Source organism: Burkholderia sp. GW821-FHT14F03, assembly GCF_058803765.1.
This window is the reverse complement of the sequence record NZ_JBXAPG010000001.1, coordinates 139,967-153,996: the sequence shown is the minus strand read 5'-3', so window position 1 is coordinate 153,996 and position 14,030 is coordinate 139,967. Positions and strand designations below refer to the sequence as shown.

Sequence of the window (14,030 nt, the reverse complement as noted above, 5' to 3'; positions counted from 1 at the left end):
CGAATGTTTCCCAGCCCATTCATTCGGAACCAAAACCCACCATCAGGCATCAATAAAAACAAATACTTAGCGGAGGGTTTTGGACGCACTCAGCCGCGCTCAATCAAACTTTCTCTCCAGTTGCCAGCGAATCCGAACCGTGGCGCGGCAACGGGTTCCGAAAACCAGAAGTCTGTATAGGATGCGACGTTTGGCACGAGGAACCAGTGCGCCTCACCATTGGCGTCAACTGCCCACCAGCGCGCTTGCCTTGGGGCTTGGCTCCAATCAATCTTCGGCGCTTCCATATGGCCTCCTTCGTGATGAAGGAAGTCTAGGCGCACTTCGGTTGGATTGCGTTGCTCTATGCGCCGGTTCCGGACGGCAAGTTCGACATCGAGGCTGCAATCGCTTCGCATCGCGACTGCACGAGGTCGATGTCATGGTCAGAGAAGTCGCCGGCGCCAGGCCACTGACTGGTCGGGATCACTTCGAAGCCTGACTCCTTCAGCCACACGTGATCCTGCTGCGGCCGGCTCTGCCAGCGCAGATCGATCCACGGCCACGCGGCCCACGAATCGCGGCCGTTGAGCACGCACACCATCCCCGCCAGTTCGCGTGCATATGTCCTGTAGAACTGCACATCGGCGAACTTGGGCGCTTCGAACGAATGGAGCGCGCCGATCTGCGCCGGCGGGAGGAACAGCGGTGTCAGATGCGTACGCGACGCCCCCAGCGAGTGTCCGGCGACGTTAAACACCGCCCCGGTCGGCGCCGTCTTCAGCGCCCATGCCCACATCTCGTTCATGTCCGCCAAGACGCCCTCAGTGACCGAGCCGCCCTTAACCGGCACAGACTTGAGCGAGATGTCACGGAAGACGTCGAGCACATAGCCATCGGATGCCCGCGTACCGGAGATTGACAGGTGCGTAGTGCCGGCCGCGTCGACCGACAACGCAGCCTGAATCGAGTCGGTCGTGTACAGGTCGACCCACGTATCGCCCAGAGACGAAAAAGCCGCCTTGGAATCGGCGGCTTTCGTTTGGTATGCGGCGTTGGCTCGTTTGGCCGCTTGCGAGATCGCTGGCCAGTTGAGAGTCATACAGACCTCCATATGCCACGCTCGAGCCAGCCGTGCCATTCCGGCGGCGTCTCGCCTGACTGCGTAACGAGGATCGAAGGGCTGACCGTGATCGAGCCATCCGGATGCTCGACAACCTGATGAGCGGTCAGGTTCGCGCACTTCCCATCCGGAACGCACGCATACCAGTTGCCCTTGTCGGCATCCCAACGGCCATAATCGCCCGGCTCAAGTTCGTGCGGAGCCTTGCCATACACGCGGCGCCCGTTCATTGCAGCGGCGCGCCCGCGAACGGCGTCGATGCAGCGGCAGGTGCCATCGTCGTCAGGATCTGGTCGATGAGCGCCTGAACCATCGGGCCGAACGTCTGCAAGCCCAGAAGAACGGCCTGTTGCTGCGGCAACGAGGGAACGGCCTGGACGATGGTGATCGCGGCCGGCAGCAGCGTATCGTGGAACGCCTTGAGGTCGGTGACATTCAGTTGTGCGCCGGCCTTGCAGATGGCCTGATTCGCCGGCAGGATCGTCTTCGAGATCGTGGCTTGTTGACCCGCGTTCAGCAGCGGCGATGTGGCGAGGATGGCCAGATCGCCATTGACGATCGTGCAGCCGGTCTGGAACTGCTGTTGGACGGTCGGAAGAGAGTTGCAGGCGACGATCGCGACAGATGCGACGATGCCTGCCGCAAGCAGCATGAGCTTCTTCATGGTGAGAACCTTCGGGAGAGTGCCGCGCTCGCGGCGGAGTTGAAACTGCTCGGTTACTGCTGCGCTACCGGCGCGGTTTTCTTTTCAGCGGCTTGCACAACCAATCTGTTGTAGGCGGCGTGAAGCACGAGCACGATGCCGCCGGCAATCAACGACGATAGATTGCCCGGGGCCGCTCCGTGACAGCCGCCGAGTATCCATTCGACGGTGGGCACGAGCTGCGCTGCAGTGACGGTAAGGGCGCTGGTTGCGACGGGAGATACGCTGTTCATACTTTCTCCTTCTGGACGATCTCGTCCGGGGTGAAGACGAACCCGGCTTTGCGCGGGAACGCCTGGAACACGTAAGTCGGAAATGACCGGTGATGAATGCCGTGTGTGGGCGAGCGATGAAACTTCGCAGACAGCGGCAGCATGTTCTCCATCGCGTCGACGAAGGTTTCGGGCTTCGTCGGATCGAACGCATGCCAGTCAAAGCCACGCAGCTCGACGAGCTTGCAGATGAGCCAGAGGAACGATTCCTCGACCGGGTACAGTTCCTTCGTCGGCTGATCGGTGGTCGGGTCCAGCACGGGAAGCGCTTTGACGTCACCCAGCGCGACCCCGCGCACGACTACCCAATCAATTCCGTCGGAATCCGCCCATTCGCAGAACAGGTGGTGATACTCGGGCGCCGGTTGGCCGCTGATCGAGCAGCGCAGGCCGGCCGCATGCCCCACTTTCTTCGTGCGGCGGAACGTCGCCGATTCAGTACGCGGCGAATGGTCCGGGTAGTATTCGACCTCGACGTCGGTGACGCGCACTGCATGCTCACCGGCGATCTTCGGCAGATTCGCGAGCCCTTCGGCCGTACACCGTTCGCAACGCTGTTCGAGCGCGACATCATGGCTGCATCGAGTCATATCTGGATCCGGAAATGAAAAAGCCCGGCGCTCGGCCGGGCAGGATTGCAGGAATTAACAGGTCAAGCGATGCCGAGAGCCTTCTTCGCGGCGCCATACAGGAACAGACGCTGCGAATAGCCGTTAAGCCCACCGTTGATCACACGAGTGATCTGTTGAAATTGCCCTGCGTCGGCGAGCGCATTCAAGCCATGCGCATCCCACCACCATGCTGCCGACATCGCCGCATTGACCGGATCGGAAAGTAGATCCGGCTGCTGTTCGAACGGCACTCCAAGTGCGACGGAACAGAGCTGATAGTTGCTCCGGAACGTGATCTGAATCAGTCCCCGACCGCGGTACTTCCAACCGTCGCCGCTTGCTTCATCGCCGTTTCCGTACCGGCTCGCATAGACGCGATTTGCGATAGCTGGCGGCCGCCGGGCGTACTGTTGCGCATCGGACTCGCCGAAGTACTTCGGGAACGTCGCAAGCAATCCCTCCGCGCTGTAATTCAGGTTTTCGACAACCGACGACAGACGTGCGCTCTCTACTCCGATTTCGGCAAGAAACGCGGCTGCTCGGAGAGGCGTATTGATCTGATGCGCGTCGCATGCACTCTGCAATGGAGCGAGCCATTTCAGCGCAATGGCCGCTGATGCTCCGCACCCCGCGGAAACGATTGAAGAAGTCAAATTCATGATCACCCCACGAGTAGCTTGACGACCGCAACCGCCCATTCGGGAATCGATTCGTGTCTGACATAGCGGATAACGATTACGCAGGCAGTTACGAACGCAGCAGAAGGGAGCGCCACATGTCGAACAAGGAATCGCCAACCATCGGCAATCCGACATAGCACTCGAACGACACGCGCACCTCCTTCCCACGTATCAACCATCGACTGCGTGTTCGATTGAATTTTCGAGACCGATGCAACGATCGCGTCGATCTTTTGATCCTGTTGATGCAGATGCGCCTTCACCTGCGCATCACTGTCGGCAATGCGCTGATCAAGCTTAGAAAAACGCCGCTCCCCGGCGCGAAGGCGCTCTTCTACGCCGCTACGCGCTGACGCGTTATCTGCCATTCATCCCCCGAAAACAAAAAGCCGCCCGAAGGCGGCTACGAAAAGTTTTTGACGCTCATCCCTGCAAGGAAAACACCATGAAACTCCTTCTCCGCGCGCGTACAGCGTGCACTTACCTCTATTCCTATCTAATAGCGATTACCGCGGCGTGCGCTTTGTCGGCTTGCGGCGGAGGGGACGGCGGGTCCTCTCCGCCGACAACACCCGCTCCCTCTCAACCCATATCAACAAATCCCATTTGGGTGACTGTCACGCTCCGGGGAGACAGCACGCAAGCCGGGCTCGTGCGTCCGAACAACCTCGATGCCGACGCATACTATTCTCAGCAGTCGGCCCCCTGGGCGGATCCGGTGTTTCTGAAGAGCATGCTCCCGTCAGCGGGCATCGTGGTTTCAGATGATGCTCAACCTGGCAGCGCACTCGGGCTCAACGTGAGCGGACAGGATGCCACCCTCGCGACGATCGCAGCCGAGACGGCAGTCGACACGAACATTTTCAGCGTTGAAAATTGGGGAATCAATAACGCTTACTGGATCTCACGCGGCTACGCGGCCGAGGCGCAATTCGAGAGCGATCTGCGTCAGTACGTCACGGTCCAGCGCGCATACGGCAAGACGCCCATCCTCGAAGAGCCGAATCCCATCTGTAACGATGCGGCTCAAAGCGCGGTTCTCGATGACCTGGTCGTCATCATCGACCAGGTGTCGATTGATATGCGCGTGCCACTCGTCAGCCAGTACAAGTACATCAAAGCGCTACCGAACTGGCAATCGATGCTGTCGGACTGCGTTCACCCAAGCGACCAGCTTTACAAGCTCAAGTCACAACGCCAGGCATATGCGATTGCAATGCTCGCGAGCCGATGATTTAAGGTCACGCAATGACAGTTGCTTTGCCGGGGAGCGTTTGCGATGTTCCTGCGAGGACCGACTTGAGGGCATACACGTAATCGCGAACTGCTGCAGCAAAGTCCGAGAAATTGCTTTCAGTGAAAGTGTGCGCTGCACCGGAGACGTCGGGATAGTTGAACGTTGTCGCGCCTCCCGGGAATCCTTTGCCTGCGTTGATGCTCGTCTCGATTGCGATGATGTCCATCTGCGACAGCTGATCGCATGCATACGTCCCATTGAGCGCGGGAGATGAGGTGCTTGAAATTGCAATCCCAGTCCCGAACATCGACTGTGCCGACAATACCAACTCTTGAGCAGCCATCTCTGCGGCAGTGGGCGCAACCGGGGGCACCAAGCTCCCATTGCTAACCGTGTACCCGGAACTTCCGAGGCAAGATTGCCACTCCGCATCCGTGATTTCTATAACCGCAACCCCATTCGGAACCGGACTGTCTTCACTGTCATAGAATGCGATGATCGCACCCGTGGCGCCGAACGCAGCGAATTTTTGCCCCATGATTTCCCCTTAGTTTCCGATCACGATACATCCAACGGTGATGCCCGAGACACCGCTTCCGCTCGAATTAACCGCATTGACCAACGCGGCAGTTTTGGATGGTGTATTTATTGCAAGTGAATTCGCCGCACCGCTTGACGAATAAAAAATCGGAACGGCTGCGAGTACCCCATTCGGGAACGCGATCGGATATGTCAGCGTCGCGCCTCCACCACTAGTCGTTCCCGAGCACCATTGGATGATCACCCCATTGGGGAGCTTGAAATAGCCGTTCGCTGCTTGGACGGATGCGAACTGTCCGAGATTCACCGCATGTGCTGTCAGCGTGGCGGCGGCGACGGAGAAATTCTGCGTTGACAGCCCCGCAAGTGCCGCAAAAAGAGATTGCGCCTGTCCGAACTGCACCGAATGCAGGCTCTGCGTGGCAGTCGCAACTTGTTGCGCGCCACCGGCACATTCCATCAGCACGCAGATCGAGTTGCCGCTATTCACGCCCGCGATCGTCGTACGCATCAAAATGGCGGTTCCACCAACGGCCATTTCTGTGCCTTGCAATGGCTGCAGCCCCAAGCCATAGATCGGGATCGCGGTGAGGCCGTCGGGCGCGTATGTCGACGCCCCCGTATTCGCATGTGCGATCTTGACCGCCTGAACGACGCCATCGACCCACGTGCCAGCGACAAGCGGCACCGCATTCGTCGCCGTGTATGCATTCGCTACGCCGGTATCGGTCAGCACGACGGTATTCTGACCAATGCGGCGGATTGCGGACATCACTTGGGTGTACGTCGTTTTGCTCAACGTCAAACCTGCCCCTGTCACGACATTGGTCAACTCAAGCATAACCATGTTCATGAAGTCGGCGTCGAGGATCGTCGCGGCGACGCCCGTACTGGGGTTGCCATTCGTAAAGTACCCGGGCGTGCCAGCCGAGGCCGGCGTCGGCAGCGTGCTCGACGCGGTGGCTATATCAGTTTGGAACATGCCTATCCTTTAGTGGTATGCGAAATTCAGATACGTGTGCGCAGGCTTGATTGCTGTCAACTCACACTGCAAAACTGCATTGCCCCAGCTTGCGAGAGCTTGGCCGACATAGGACTGTCCTGTCTGGAAATAAGCGATCGTGTTCAACGCTGAGTTGATCTGCCACGTGAATGCCCAGTCTTGCGTACCTAGCGGACAGCCCATGCATTGCTGTCCGATTCGAAACGGAGTGAATTCCGTCACCGTCACCGTATAGCCGAGCGTTTTTGCATACGCGATGAAGTATGGAATCGACTGTCCGCCGCTATTTGTCAGCCGAGCAACTACTTGCTGCTGTCTGCCTTGCAACGTAGGAGACGCGCCCGCACACGGATCCGGCAGCCCCAGCGTCGCCTCCCATTCCGGGAGTAGTTCAACAGCCGTCGCTGGGAAAGCATCAACTAACAGGTTGTTATTGGCCTGCGTATGCCTCGCCCACATCGGCGCAAGTCCATTGATCACCTGCGCCATCACTGCAGTCGGATCGCGCGGCCACACTAGACCGCGGGGCATCAGATTGTGAATCGCCGCTGCGAAGTCGGATGCTTGATAGTTCGGCGCAGTCATTTATGGAAGCCATGTGATCGTGCCGAGCACAGGAAGCTGCCCTGTGGTTCCGACGATGTTTGTAGTAGGCGACACGAGAACGAAACCAGTCGTCCCAGCGATAGCCGCGATGGCCGATTCGATATACGACAGATAGATCGTCCCGTTCTGCCCGGCCGTCGAGCTGATCGGCGATCCGTACATCACGAACACCCCGGCGATCGCGGACTGAATCGACACCTTCGTCGCTGCGCTGAAGTTGGCCGAACCGCTGATCGTAAAGTTCACGATCTGCTGATTCGGAGCACACACATAGACGAGCGCCGTCGCCGGCCGCAATGGATAGATGTAGTTCGCGATCGTGAGCTGATCGCCGGTTGCTGCAGCCCCTCGCGTCTCTGCCGTCGCAACGCCATTCGTGCCGACAGGAAAGCCGCCGTTGGCAGCTTCCGCATAGTCGAGCATCGCATAGACAACGACAGTGCCAGCCCCGAATCCATTCGGGTTGCTCCAGGCGCGCGTAACGCCGCTGACTTGCTTTGCCCATGTGATGTAATCGTTCACCGCCCCGCCCTGCGGCGAATTCTGATAGGCAAACAACATCCGCGACCGCAAGCTATCATCGGTCTCAATGTCGGCACCGCCAGTGAATGCCGCGGTCACGGTACCGGACGACGAGATGCCGGCGATTGAGGTCGACAGCGTCATCACCGTGCCAACTGCGCAATTGCCGAACGAACCGGTTAGACCGGTGGGATCGGCGTTCGCTTCAGCATTCACTGTCACTGAATTGCTGGACACCGTGCCGAGCGACGTTGTCGTGTACTGCACCCCGTCACCGCGCGTCACAAGCGTGCCGATCGGGATCTGGAAGCCATTCGTTCCGGGGAACGCGATCTGACCGGGAGTGGCCGCGCCGGCCTGCGTCGCAGGATCGCGGTAGATGTTCTTCAGCGCTGCCCAGGCTTCGAGATACTCATCAGAGGCGGTGAACGGATTCGACTGCAGTGCAATCCAGTCGGTGTACCCATACTGCGAATTTGCGAGCCCAGATAGCGCGCGTCCGAGGACATTGAGACTCGAAAAGCGCAGCAGAGGGTCCGAGCCAGCCGGGCTCACCTGCAGATCCGCAGCTACCTGCGCACGGATCTGCGTGAGTGTCGGTCGTGCATAAGGCATATCAGTTGATCCCCGCCCAGGCCCATGCGTACTGGCCTTTTGAAAGTAACGTCCCGGTCGGCGACCAGGCCACGATCACCGCTCCGAGCATTCCAGTGCTCACCCACTGCGTCGTGATGTCAAAGCGAGCAACCACTCCGTCATCGATCATCCACTGAAGCGATTCGGCGAGGTAGTCGTATGCGAGCTGCTGCGTCTTAGCCGTCTGCTTCGCACGTCTGAGTAGCCACATCCGCGAACCGATTCGCACATCGTCGTCGGCCCACCATCCGCGGGGATCCCCGGTTCCGTCCGGAATAACGTCACCGGGGTTCGCCATACGATCGCTGAAGATGCTGATTAGGATGGCGGTCTCGATGTCGTTGCCGGTTGCCAGCACCGGGCCGTTCATCGTCCAGTCTCCGCGACTGTTCGCCGAGTCCCACGAAATTGAGACGTCTGCCATTGTGCTCGGGCGTAAAAAAGCCCGCGCGCGGCGGGCTGTGTTGTTTGCTCGGTAAAATCTAGTTCGCCATCACATTCGAGGTACCAGGCGCCGCAGGAACGTAGTGGTTATGGCTGTTCACAGCGCCATTCGGCAGATTGACGTCTGGCGCGGTGATCGGCGCAGTAAATGTCGCCGTTCCGCGGGCTCCGCTCGCGCCGCTTTGCCCGATGTTCCCGTTGATCTGCACGTTACCGTTTAACACGATGCTCGGTGCGTTGATCGTCAACGTTCCGCTAGCGTTGCAGGTCACATTCGAAGCATCGTTGATGACGACGTTTTGCCCTTTTGCTTCCACGACGATGCCGCCTGACGCCGTCAGATAGATGCTCTTACCGTCCTGCGAATACAGCATTGTTTCGCCGGATTGAAGCCCGGTGGGCCGCGACGGCTGATGGTTCGTTCCCAGCACCGCACCGGCGGACCGATCGCCAGCGACGTGTACCGCAATGACGTCAGAATCAACCGGTGGGTTCGACGTAAAGCCGAATTCAGGAACGCGATAACGATTGTCCGGCGTCTCGATGCCGTTCATCAGAACTTGCATCTTCTGCACGGACCCAGAATCATCCACAAACTTCACGCGGCCACGGCCAATGATTGCCCGAACCCTCATCCTCAGGTCTTCGAGATTCACGAATTGACCCCTCTCACGGTGGTGTAGTCCGGCGCGACCGGGTACAACGTGACCGGCTCCGGATAGAACGCCTGCGGCGGCATGATCACAAGATCAGTGCGCGTGCCCTGCTCGTCACGCACATACGTCACATCGGCGATCAGCCAGATCCTGGGCGTCAATTTCAAGCCTGGAAGATCGATGTCGACGAGCGTGTTTGGCTCGTATAGCGCGCCGGACGCGTCCCTCCAACTATCGGTCGACAATCGGACCTGCATCGAACGGCCCATGCGCGCAGCAAGCTCCCAATTCGCTCGCTGTTGCGCGACCGTCGACCCACCGGCGACGTTCTCCGAGACGATCGCGCGATAGCGCAGCCGCGGCACACCAGGGTCGCTGACGTGCGCAATCAGGTTGCCGCCATTGCCCGTGTCCTGAAGCGTGTCGAGCCCCTGATATACCGCGTCATAGTCAGAGAAGCGGCCATCCATGCTATATATCGCACCAGCCGATGCCACATTGACGCCCTCTCTGAAACCACTCGCCGCCTTCCTTGTACCGATGCCGCCCGGTCCTGCGCCTCCGTTCGCCAGCAGCAAGCTGCCATCCGGTTGGTCGTACAGCAACAAGGCACGGTATCGAGCCAGACGCTCAAGCACGCCGTAGATGGGCTCGCCGATCATGATGTTCAACTGGGGAATCGGATCACCGACAAGAGTGCCATCAGCAACACTTACATCAATTCCGTATATCGCGCAGAGTTGCTTCGCTATTTGATCGATCTTGAGGTTGAGAAGCTGCCCTCCCGTCCAGCGCGCGGAGCAATCGACCAGATCCTGGCACTTACTACGGCCAGCGATCCTGATCGTATGCTCTCGATCGTTATAGCTCGGCAGGTAGCGGTCAACGAAGCCAGTGAGCACGACGTCGGCGCCGAGAATCACCTGCACCAGATCGCCGGGTTGAACAATGACCTGTGAGACGCCGGGATATGGCTCCGTGAAAGCGATCTCGAAGTCAGACGGACACCGTTCGATACCGCGCGCGACGCGCACGGAAGTCCATCCGGTGATGTCCCTTCCGTTGGACGCGTAATATGTGGGCTCGCCAACCGATGGATTTGGATCGCGCGTGCACGTGGAGACCCGCAGGGTAATTTCGTCCATAACAAATGGAGACCAGCAATGTTTTTAAAAAGTATGCTTGGCGCGCTCGCGCTCAGCGTTGTGCCCATCTCATCGCAGGCTGAAGTAACCCACTCACGCATAAAGGCTGAGATCGCCGTTGTGTGTCCCACGCCAGGCATGGTCGCGTATCTGGAAAGCCCCTTTTCTCCAACTCGATTCTCTCCATCGTGGAAAGCTGAAGCCGGCCGGGCGCACTGCCGATCCTTGAAGAGCGATAGACCGCTCATCGTCACTAAACTCGGCTCAACATCTTTCCGTGATCACGAATATTCCGTCGCGGAGGTCGTGCCGACAGGAGTCATCTTTTCAACCGATGGATTTGCTGGTCCGTACTACATCATTTCGACGCAACTGAGAGCAATTCCAAATTCAGAGGAAATTCGCGAAAACGTCAAATCACTTCTCCCAACAAGCGTCAACTATTCGGTTGACGGAATTGACGGCCCTTCTGCGCCAGCACTCGCGCCCCACTAATCCTAACTAGAGAGCGCGGAGAAGGTCGGAGGGCAAAACGCCGGATGGCGAGGGTTGATCTGCTGCACAAGTTGCTGCTCTCGCGTCGGGTCACGGTAAATGCGATTTGCCAGCACCAGGGACGGGAGCGACGCATTGAACGAGAACGTCGCGATCGCGGCGAGATCTGCCCCGCGGGCCTGGAGGTCCGCGGCGACAGCCTGACGCAATGCTCGCAGTGCCATATACGAATCATCGTCGCCCGCATCACCGGCAATATCGGATTCGGCATCGATCAACTTCACCGCGGCGCCAAGAACCGAATTCGCATCCTCTTGAGACGACGGCTGATAGGTTGTCAGCGTCGTCGCAAGCTGTGCGAGTGCGCACCGGCGAAGCAGCGCTGACATAGCCGTCTGCATAGTGCCCATCGCCGCGCCGACCTGCCCAGTCGGCACGACAGATGACGGCGAATATTGCGCCAGCATGCTCACCAGCCGCACCCCATCGGCCGGAGCTGTCGCGGCAGCCGCCACGGCGGCGACGTAGGCCTGCGCCGCTGCGCCGAGAGTGGCAGAATCCGATGGATTTTGTGCAGCAGCCTGGAGTGCCGCTCCAGCCGCGAGAACCGACGTGCGCGCCGCAGAAGAAGCCGAAAGCAGGTCAGATGCGGTTGTGTTTGCCGGTGCCTGCTGATTGCTGCCCGAAATCCCGCTATTGCCGCCGCCGAACAAGCGCCCGAAATTCCCCGCAAGCGTCGATACGGCTCCGATGATTCGCTTTACGTCGTTGATCGCCGTGACGCCGATCTGATACCAGCCAACGACCGTCGAAACCGCCTCCTGCACCACCGCCGCGCCATTCGCGATCGCGGCAGCCGTGCTTCTTACGAAATCCGCAAGTGCCTGGATGCCCGTCAGACTGGCCGCCGACGTGCTTGCGTCTGCCGTCGACGTACTGGTTGTTGGGAAAAGCCGGCTGCCGGACACGATGAGCGTCATGCGGATCTCGAAGGCACGACCCAAGTCCCGACGCTCAATCGTTTCCACGCTCAGACAGCAGACGTTCTCCACCGTGCCGAGCGTAGGGTGTACGAGCGTTTGGCCGCCCGCCGTCTCGCAGATGGAGAGCAGCGTTTTCCGCTGCGAAATAACGTCACCGCCCCCCGTGATCAGATCCCCCTCGACCAGGAAGCCGAGCACCTCGAATTGACGCGGGCGCTTTCCAAGGTCCTCGACCCACACATCGTCACGGAAGGGATACGAGTGGATTGACGTCTTTCGCCCCGCGGCGGTACGGATGGACTCGACACCGAACCGCAGCTTACCGTAGCTGGCTTTATCGAGACGCCCAAACCAATCGCCCGTGATAAGAGTGGCAGCATCCCCGATCGCGGACGCGAGACCGCCGATGCTTCCCGCGACTTGAACTGCGTCCGTGATGGTGCTCACTCGATCTCCTATATCCCGTCAAGGCGGTAGTTCACTTTCGTCGGCAGATAGCTGCCATCTTGTGTTTTCGCTTCCGGCCGCACACCGGCGGGGACGTTGTCGAACGTGATATGCAGCTTTGCCGCCTGCTGCTGCAACTGAGCGACTCGCTCAGTATGTGCGGCGTCAACCGGCGATGCGCCATCAGGCGCGGTCAAGTTTGGACGCACACCGGCCTCCTGCATGCCGGAAACGGCGTCCGCCCTTAGACGCACGCCGGCCTCCCGCATGCCGGAAATGGTGGCCGCCCCCATCTGTAGGGGCGTATAAGGCTGGCGCCCATTCTCTGCTCGAATCATCCCCGTCATGAGAGCTGATACGATCCGAGGATCATCTAGATCCGGCACCGCTGTCGCCTGCAGCCCCGTCGACGCAGACATGATCTTCGTGTAATTCGCGATCTGCTGAGGCGTGTTTCCGGTGCGCGAACCACCAGTCCATTTGTCCTGAATCTGCGCGATCGTAAGGCCCCGATAGCCGCGTTCAAGGTTGGCAACCGCAGCTGCAATACCCTCTTCGGGGGTCGCATATGTGCGCTCCACACCTTTTTGGAGAACATTGAGCGGGTTATTGCTCCGGATGCCGAGCGGCTGGGCATCCTCGTGGCCCATCCACTTATTGACCAGGCTACCAACTTTCCCCCATCCGCCCACCGGAGGCTGTTCGACATTCGGTGTCACGGCAGCGCCGGCCATTGCCTCCGCGACTTGCTGATCGTGGTTCGGCCCAGCCGGAATTGCTGCGTCTAAAGCGCTTTGTCGCGAGTATTCCGAGATCAGGCCGCCCGCGATCGCTGCGACGAATGGGTTAGAGGCGAAGGCTGCAATCCTGCCCAGATTAAGCGCCAGGGCGGCCAGGCCGGCGATCGGTGAAGCGAATGTGATGGCGCCAATCGCGAGCAATACTCCCTTTACTCCTCCTAGGTTGTCCCACAGATCACTCGCTTTTTTCGAGAGGGCGTCCCAGTCAATTTTCGAGACCCATGTGACGAACTTCTGCACTGCTTCAGCTAGTTTGTCAGCAATCGCCGCGCGGTTTTGATCCAACCACCGAGAAAGGCCCTTTACGACCGGATCAAGCACTGGGATCAACGACGAGCCGATAGCATTGCCCAGTCCTTCCGCTGAGCCGCGTAGATCGGCAATATCCTCATTGAATGCCTTCGCCTTTGCGATTTCGGCATCCGTTGGCACAAGCCCCTGGCGAATCGCGCGCGCCTTGTCGGCCTCCCATGTCCCCTGCTGGATCATCGGCAGCATACCGCCCATGCCGAACGTATTCGCCGCTTCGCGCTGCGCCTGCACTGAGCGCTGCCCCTGAATGGCTTTCATCAGGCGCATCTGGGTTGAGTAATAATCGACCGTGCCGTCTTTGTTCCGCGCGATCTGTACGCCCATCTTCTGCAGGAGCAGCATCGCGTGGGGATCAGCACCATTCGCCGCAGCGCGAATCGCCATCTGCGATCCACTCATCCCCGAGTCCAACTCTTCGGCCGAGACGCCGGCTCGCCGCGCGGCGACGTGCCACGCGGCGAGATCCTGAGCGTTCATGCCGAGCAGTTTCGACGTCTTGTTCAGCGTGAATCCGAACGCGCCGAAACGCACGGCAAGCGCCGACAATCCAGCAAGCGACGCCGCACCACCGATCGCCGTCAGACCGGGAATGACCTCGACAATCTTGTCGACGACCTTGCCCGCAGAATCGGCTGCGTTGCGAAAGCCCTTCTCCAGCTTTCCCAGACTGCCCGTCCCGAGATCGCCGAGCTTCCCAAGGCGCTTCTGCGCCTTGTCGATCGGCTCGGTGACTTTGCCTAGCGCGGCCTTGATCTTGTTGACGGTTGCGGTCGCGGCATCGTCAGCACGGATGCGAATGACGAATTCCTGACTCACACTCAGTCCTTTTTCAACAT

General features: G+C 59.4%; 19 protein-coding genes. 2 read left to right on the top strand and 17 right to left on the bottom strand.

The features are described 5' to 3' along the window. Positions 1-89 precede the first annotated feature (89 nt). The 8 genes from AC1RQF_RS00815 to AC1RQF_RS00780 form a co-directional block, all read right to left on the bottom strand. A complete protein-coding gene (locus AC1RQF_RS00815; protein WP_492871059.1) occupies positions 90-287 on the bottom strand; it encodes a hypothetical protein in 198 nt (65 codons plus the stop codon). Positions 288-343: 56 nt separating this feature from the next. Next, a complete protein-coding gene (locus AC1RQF_RS00810) occupies positions 344-1,081 on the bottom strand; it encodes a hypothetical protein (protein WP_492871058.1) in 738 nt (245 codons plus the stop codon). After that, positions 1,078-1,332, bottom strand: a complete 255-nt coding sequence (locus AC1RQF_RS00805) for a hypothetical protein (RefSeq protein ID WP_492871057.1) — start codon at positions 1,330-1,332, stop codon at positions 1,078-1,080. The genes AC1RQF_RS00810 and AC1RQF_RS00805 overlap by 4 nt, the downstream gene beginning before the upstream one ends. Further along, positions 1,329-1,766, bottom strand: a complete 438-nt coding sequence (locus tag AC1RQF_RS00800) for a hypothetical protein (RefSeq protein WP_492871056.1) — start codon at positions 1,764-1,766, stop codon at positions 1,329-1,331. Before AC1RQF_RS00800 ends, AC1RQF_RS00805 begins: the two co-directional genes overlap by 4 nt. A 53-nt stretch (positions 1,767-1,819) precedes the next feature. Further along, positions 1,820-2,038 (bottom strand): hypothetical protein, encoded by a 219-nt coding sequence (locus tag AC1RQF_RS00795; protein WP_492871055.1) that lies wholly within the window; start codon positions 2,036-2,038, stop codon positions 1,820-1,822. Then, complete coding sequence (locus AC1RQF_RS00790; RefSeq protein WP_492871054.1) at positions 2,035-2,667, bottom strand: hypothetical protein; 633 nt, start codon at positions 2,665-2,667, stop codon at positions 2,035-2,037. The genes AC1RQF_RS00795 and AC1RQF_RS00790 overlap by 4 nt, the downstream gene beginning before the upstream one ends. Before the next feature lie 62 nt (positions 2,668-2,729). Continuing rightward, a complete protein-coding gene (locus AC1RQF_RS00785) occupies positions 2,730-3,347 on the bottom strand; it encodes a glycoside hydrolase family 19 protein (protein WP_492871053.1) in 618 nt (205 codons plus the stop codon). Positions 3,348-3,349: 2 nt separating this feature from the next. Continuing rightward, a complete protein-coding gene (locus AC1RQF_RS00780) occupies positions 3,350-3,736 on the bottom strand; it encodes a hypothetical protein (RefSeq protein WP_492871052.1) in 387 nt (128 codons plus the stop codon). Between the two features lie 242 nt (positions 3,737-3,978). On the opposite strand from AC1RQF_RS00780, the gene AC1RQF_RS00775 reads away from it, so the two are divergent. Next, the gene (locus AC1RQF_RS00775) at positions 3,979-4,602 is read left to right on the top strand and encodes an SGNH/GDSL hydrolase family protein (RefSeq protein WP_492871051.1); all 624 of its coding nucleotides are present in this window, start codon (positions 3,979-3,981) and stop codon (positions 4,600-4,602) included. Positions 4,603-4,609: 7 nt separating this feature from the next. On the opposite strand, the gene AC1RQF_RS00770 is transcribed toward AC1RQF_RS00775, so the two are convergent. The 7 genes from AC1RQF_RS00770 to AC1RQF_RS00740 form a co-directional block, all read right to left on the bottom strand. Next, positions 4,610-5,143 carry a hypothetical protein gene (locus AC1RQF_RS00770; protein ID WP_492871050.1) on the bottom strand — a complete coding sequence of 178 codons (534 nt, stop codon included), beginning with the start codon at positions 5,141-5,143 and terminating at the stop codon, positions 4,610-4,612. Positions 5,144-5,152: 9 nt separating this feature from the next. After that, positions 5,153-6,127, bottom strand: a complete 975-nt coding sequence (locus AC1RQF_RS00765; RefSeq protein WP_492871049.1) for a gp53-like domain-containing protein — start codon at positions 6,125-6,127, stop codon at positions 5,153-5,155. A 9-nt stretch (positions 6,128-6,136) separates the two neighbouring features. Beyond that, positions 6,137-6,733: a YmfQ family protein gene (locus AC1RQF_RS00760; protein ID WP_492871048.1), complete on the bottom strand. Its 597-nt coding sequence runs from the start codon at positions 6,731-6,733 to the stop codon at positions 6,137-6,139. Next, complete coding sequence (locus AC1RQF_RS00755; RefSeq protein WP_492871047.1) at positions 6,734-7,891, bottom strand: baseplate J/gp47 family protein; 1,158 nt, start codon at positions 7,889-7,891, stop codon at positions 6,734-6,736. It lies immediately after the preceding gene. A 1-nt stretch (position 7,892) separates the two neighbouring features. Further along, positions 7,893-8,282, bottom strand: coding sequence for a phage GP46 family protein (locus tag AC1RQF_RS00750; protein ID WP_492871046.1), 390 nt, complete (start codon positions 8,280-8,282; stop codon positions 7,893-7,895). 112 nt (positions 8,283-8,394) lie between these two features. Continuing rightward, a complete protein-coding gene (locus tag AC1RQF_RS00745) occupies positions 8,395-9,012 on the bottom strand; it encodes a phage baseplate assembly protein V (RefSeq protein ID WP_492871045.1) in 618 nt (205 codons plus the stop codon). Beyond that, complete coding sequence (locus AC1RQF_RS00740) at positions 9,009-10,157, bottom strand: phage baseplate assembly protein (RefSeq protein ID WP_492871044.1); 1,149 nt, start codon at positions 10,155-10,157, stop codon at positions 9,009-9,011. Before AC1RQF_RS00740 ends, AC1RQF_RS00745 begins: the two co-directional genes overlap by 4 nt. A gap of 18 nt (positions 10,158-10,175) precedes the next feature. Between AC1RQF_RS00740 and AC1RQF_RS00735 the strand changes: the two genes are divergently transcribed. Beyond that, positions 10,176-10,652, top strand: coding sequence for a hypothetical protein (locus AC1RQF_RS00735; protein WP_492871043.1), 477 nt, complete (start codon positions 10,176-10,178; stop codon positions 10,650-10,652). 2 nt (positions 10,653-10,654) lie between these two features. Here AC1RQF_RS00735 and AC1RQF_RS00730 read toward each other — a convergent pair whose 3' ends face one another. Further along, a complete protein-coding gene (locus AC1RQF_RS00730; RefSeq protein WP_492871042.1) occupies positions 10,655-12,082 on the bottom strand; it encodes a DNA circularization protein in 1,428 nt (475 codons plus the stop codon). Positions 12,083-12,090: 8 nt separating this feature from the next. Beyond that, positions 12,091-14,010, bottom strand: a complete 1,920-nt coding sequence (locus AC1RQF_RS00725; RefSeq protein WP_492871041.1) for a hypothetical protein — start codon at positions 14,008-14,010, stop codon at positions 12,091-12,093. Between the last annotated feature and the right edge of the window lie 20 nt (positions 14,011-14,030).

Coding starts and splice junctions, on each gene's coding strand:
- AC1RQF_RS00755 (WP_492871047.1), bottom strand. CDS start 7,891: ATGCCTTATGCACGACCGACACTCACGCAGATCCGTGCGCAGGTAGCT.
- AC1RQF_RS00750 (WP_492871046.1), bottom strand. CDS start 8,282: ATGAACGGCCCGGTGCTGGCAACCGGCAACGACATCGAGACCGCCATC.
- AC1RQF_RS00780 (WP_492871052.1), bottom strand. CDS start 3,736: ATGGCAGATAACGCGTCAGCGCGTAGCGGCGTAGAAGAGCGCCTTCGC.
- AC1RQF_RS00770 (WP_492871050.1), bottom strand. CDS start 5,143: ATGGGGCAAAAATTCGCTGCGTTCGGCGCCACGGGTGCGATCATCGCA.
- AC1RQF_RS00790 (WP_492871054.1), bottom strand. CDS start 2,667: ATGACTCGATGCAGCCATGATGTCGCGCTCGAACAGCGTTGCGAACGG.
- AC1RQF_RS00760 (WP_492871048.1), bottom strand. CDS start 6,733: ATGACTGCGCCGAACTATCAAGCATCCGACTTCGCAGCGGCGATTCAC.
- AC1RQF_RS00805 (WP_492871057.1), bottom strand. CDS start 1,332: ATGAACGGGCGCCGCGTGTATGGCAAGGCTCCGCACGAACTTGAGCCG.
- AC1RQF_RS00810 (WP_492871058.1), bottom strand. CDS start 1,081: ATGACTCTCAACTGGCCAGCGATCTCGCAAGCGGCCAAACGAGCCAAC.
- AC1RQF_RS00800 (WP_492871056.1), bottom strand. CDS start 1,766: ATGAAGAAGCTCATGCTGCTTGCGGCAGGCATCGTCGCATCTGTCGCG.
- AC1RQF_RS00795 (WP_492871055.1), bottom strand. CDS start 2,038: ATGAACAGCGTATCTCCCGTCGCAACCAGCGCCCTTACCGTCACTGCA.
- AC1RQF_RS00735 (WP_492871043.1), top strand. CDS start 10,176: ATGTTTTTAAAAAGTATGCTTGGCGCGCTCGCGCTCAGCGTTGTGCCC.
- AC1RQF_RS00740 (WP_492871044.1), bottom strand. CDS start 10,157: ATGGACGAAATTACCCTGCGGGTCTCCACGTGCACGCGCGATCCAAAT.
- AC1RQF_RS00765 (WP_492871049.1), bottom strand. CDS start 6,127: ATGTTCCAAACTGATATAGCCACCGCGTCGAGCACGCTGCCGACGCCG.
- AC1RQF_RS00815 (WP_492871059.1), bottom strand. CDS start 287: ATGGAAGCGCCGAAGATTGATTGGAGCCAAGCCCCAAGGCAAGCGCGC.
- AC1RQF_RS00785 (WP_492871053.1), bottom strand. CDS start 3,347: ATGAATTTGACTTCTTCAATCGTTTCCGCGGGGTGCGGAGCATCAGCG.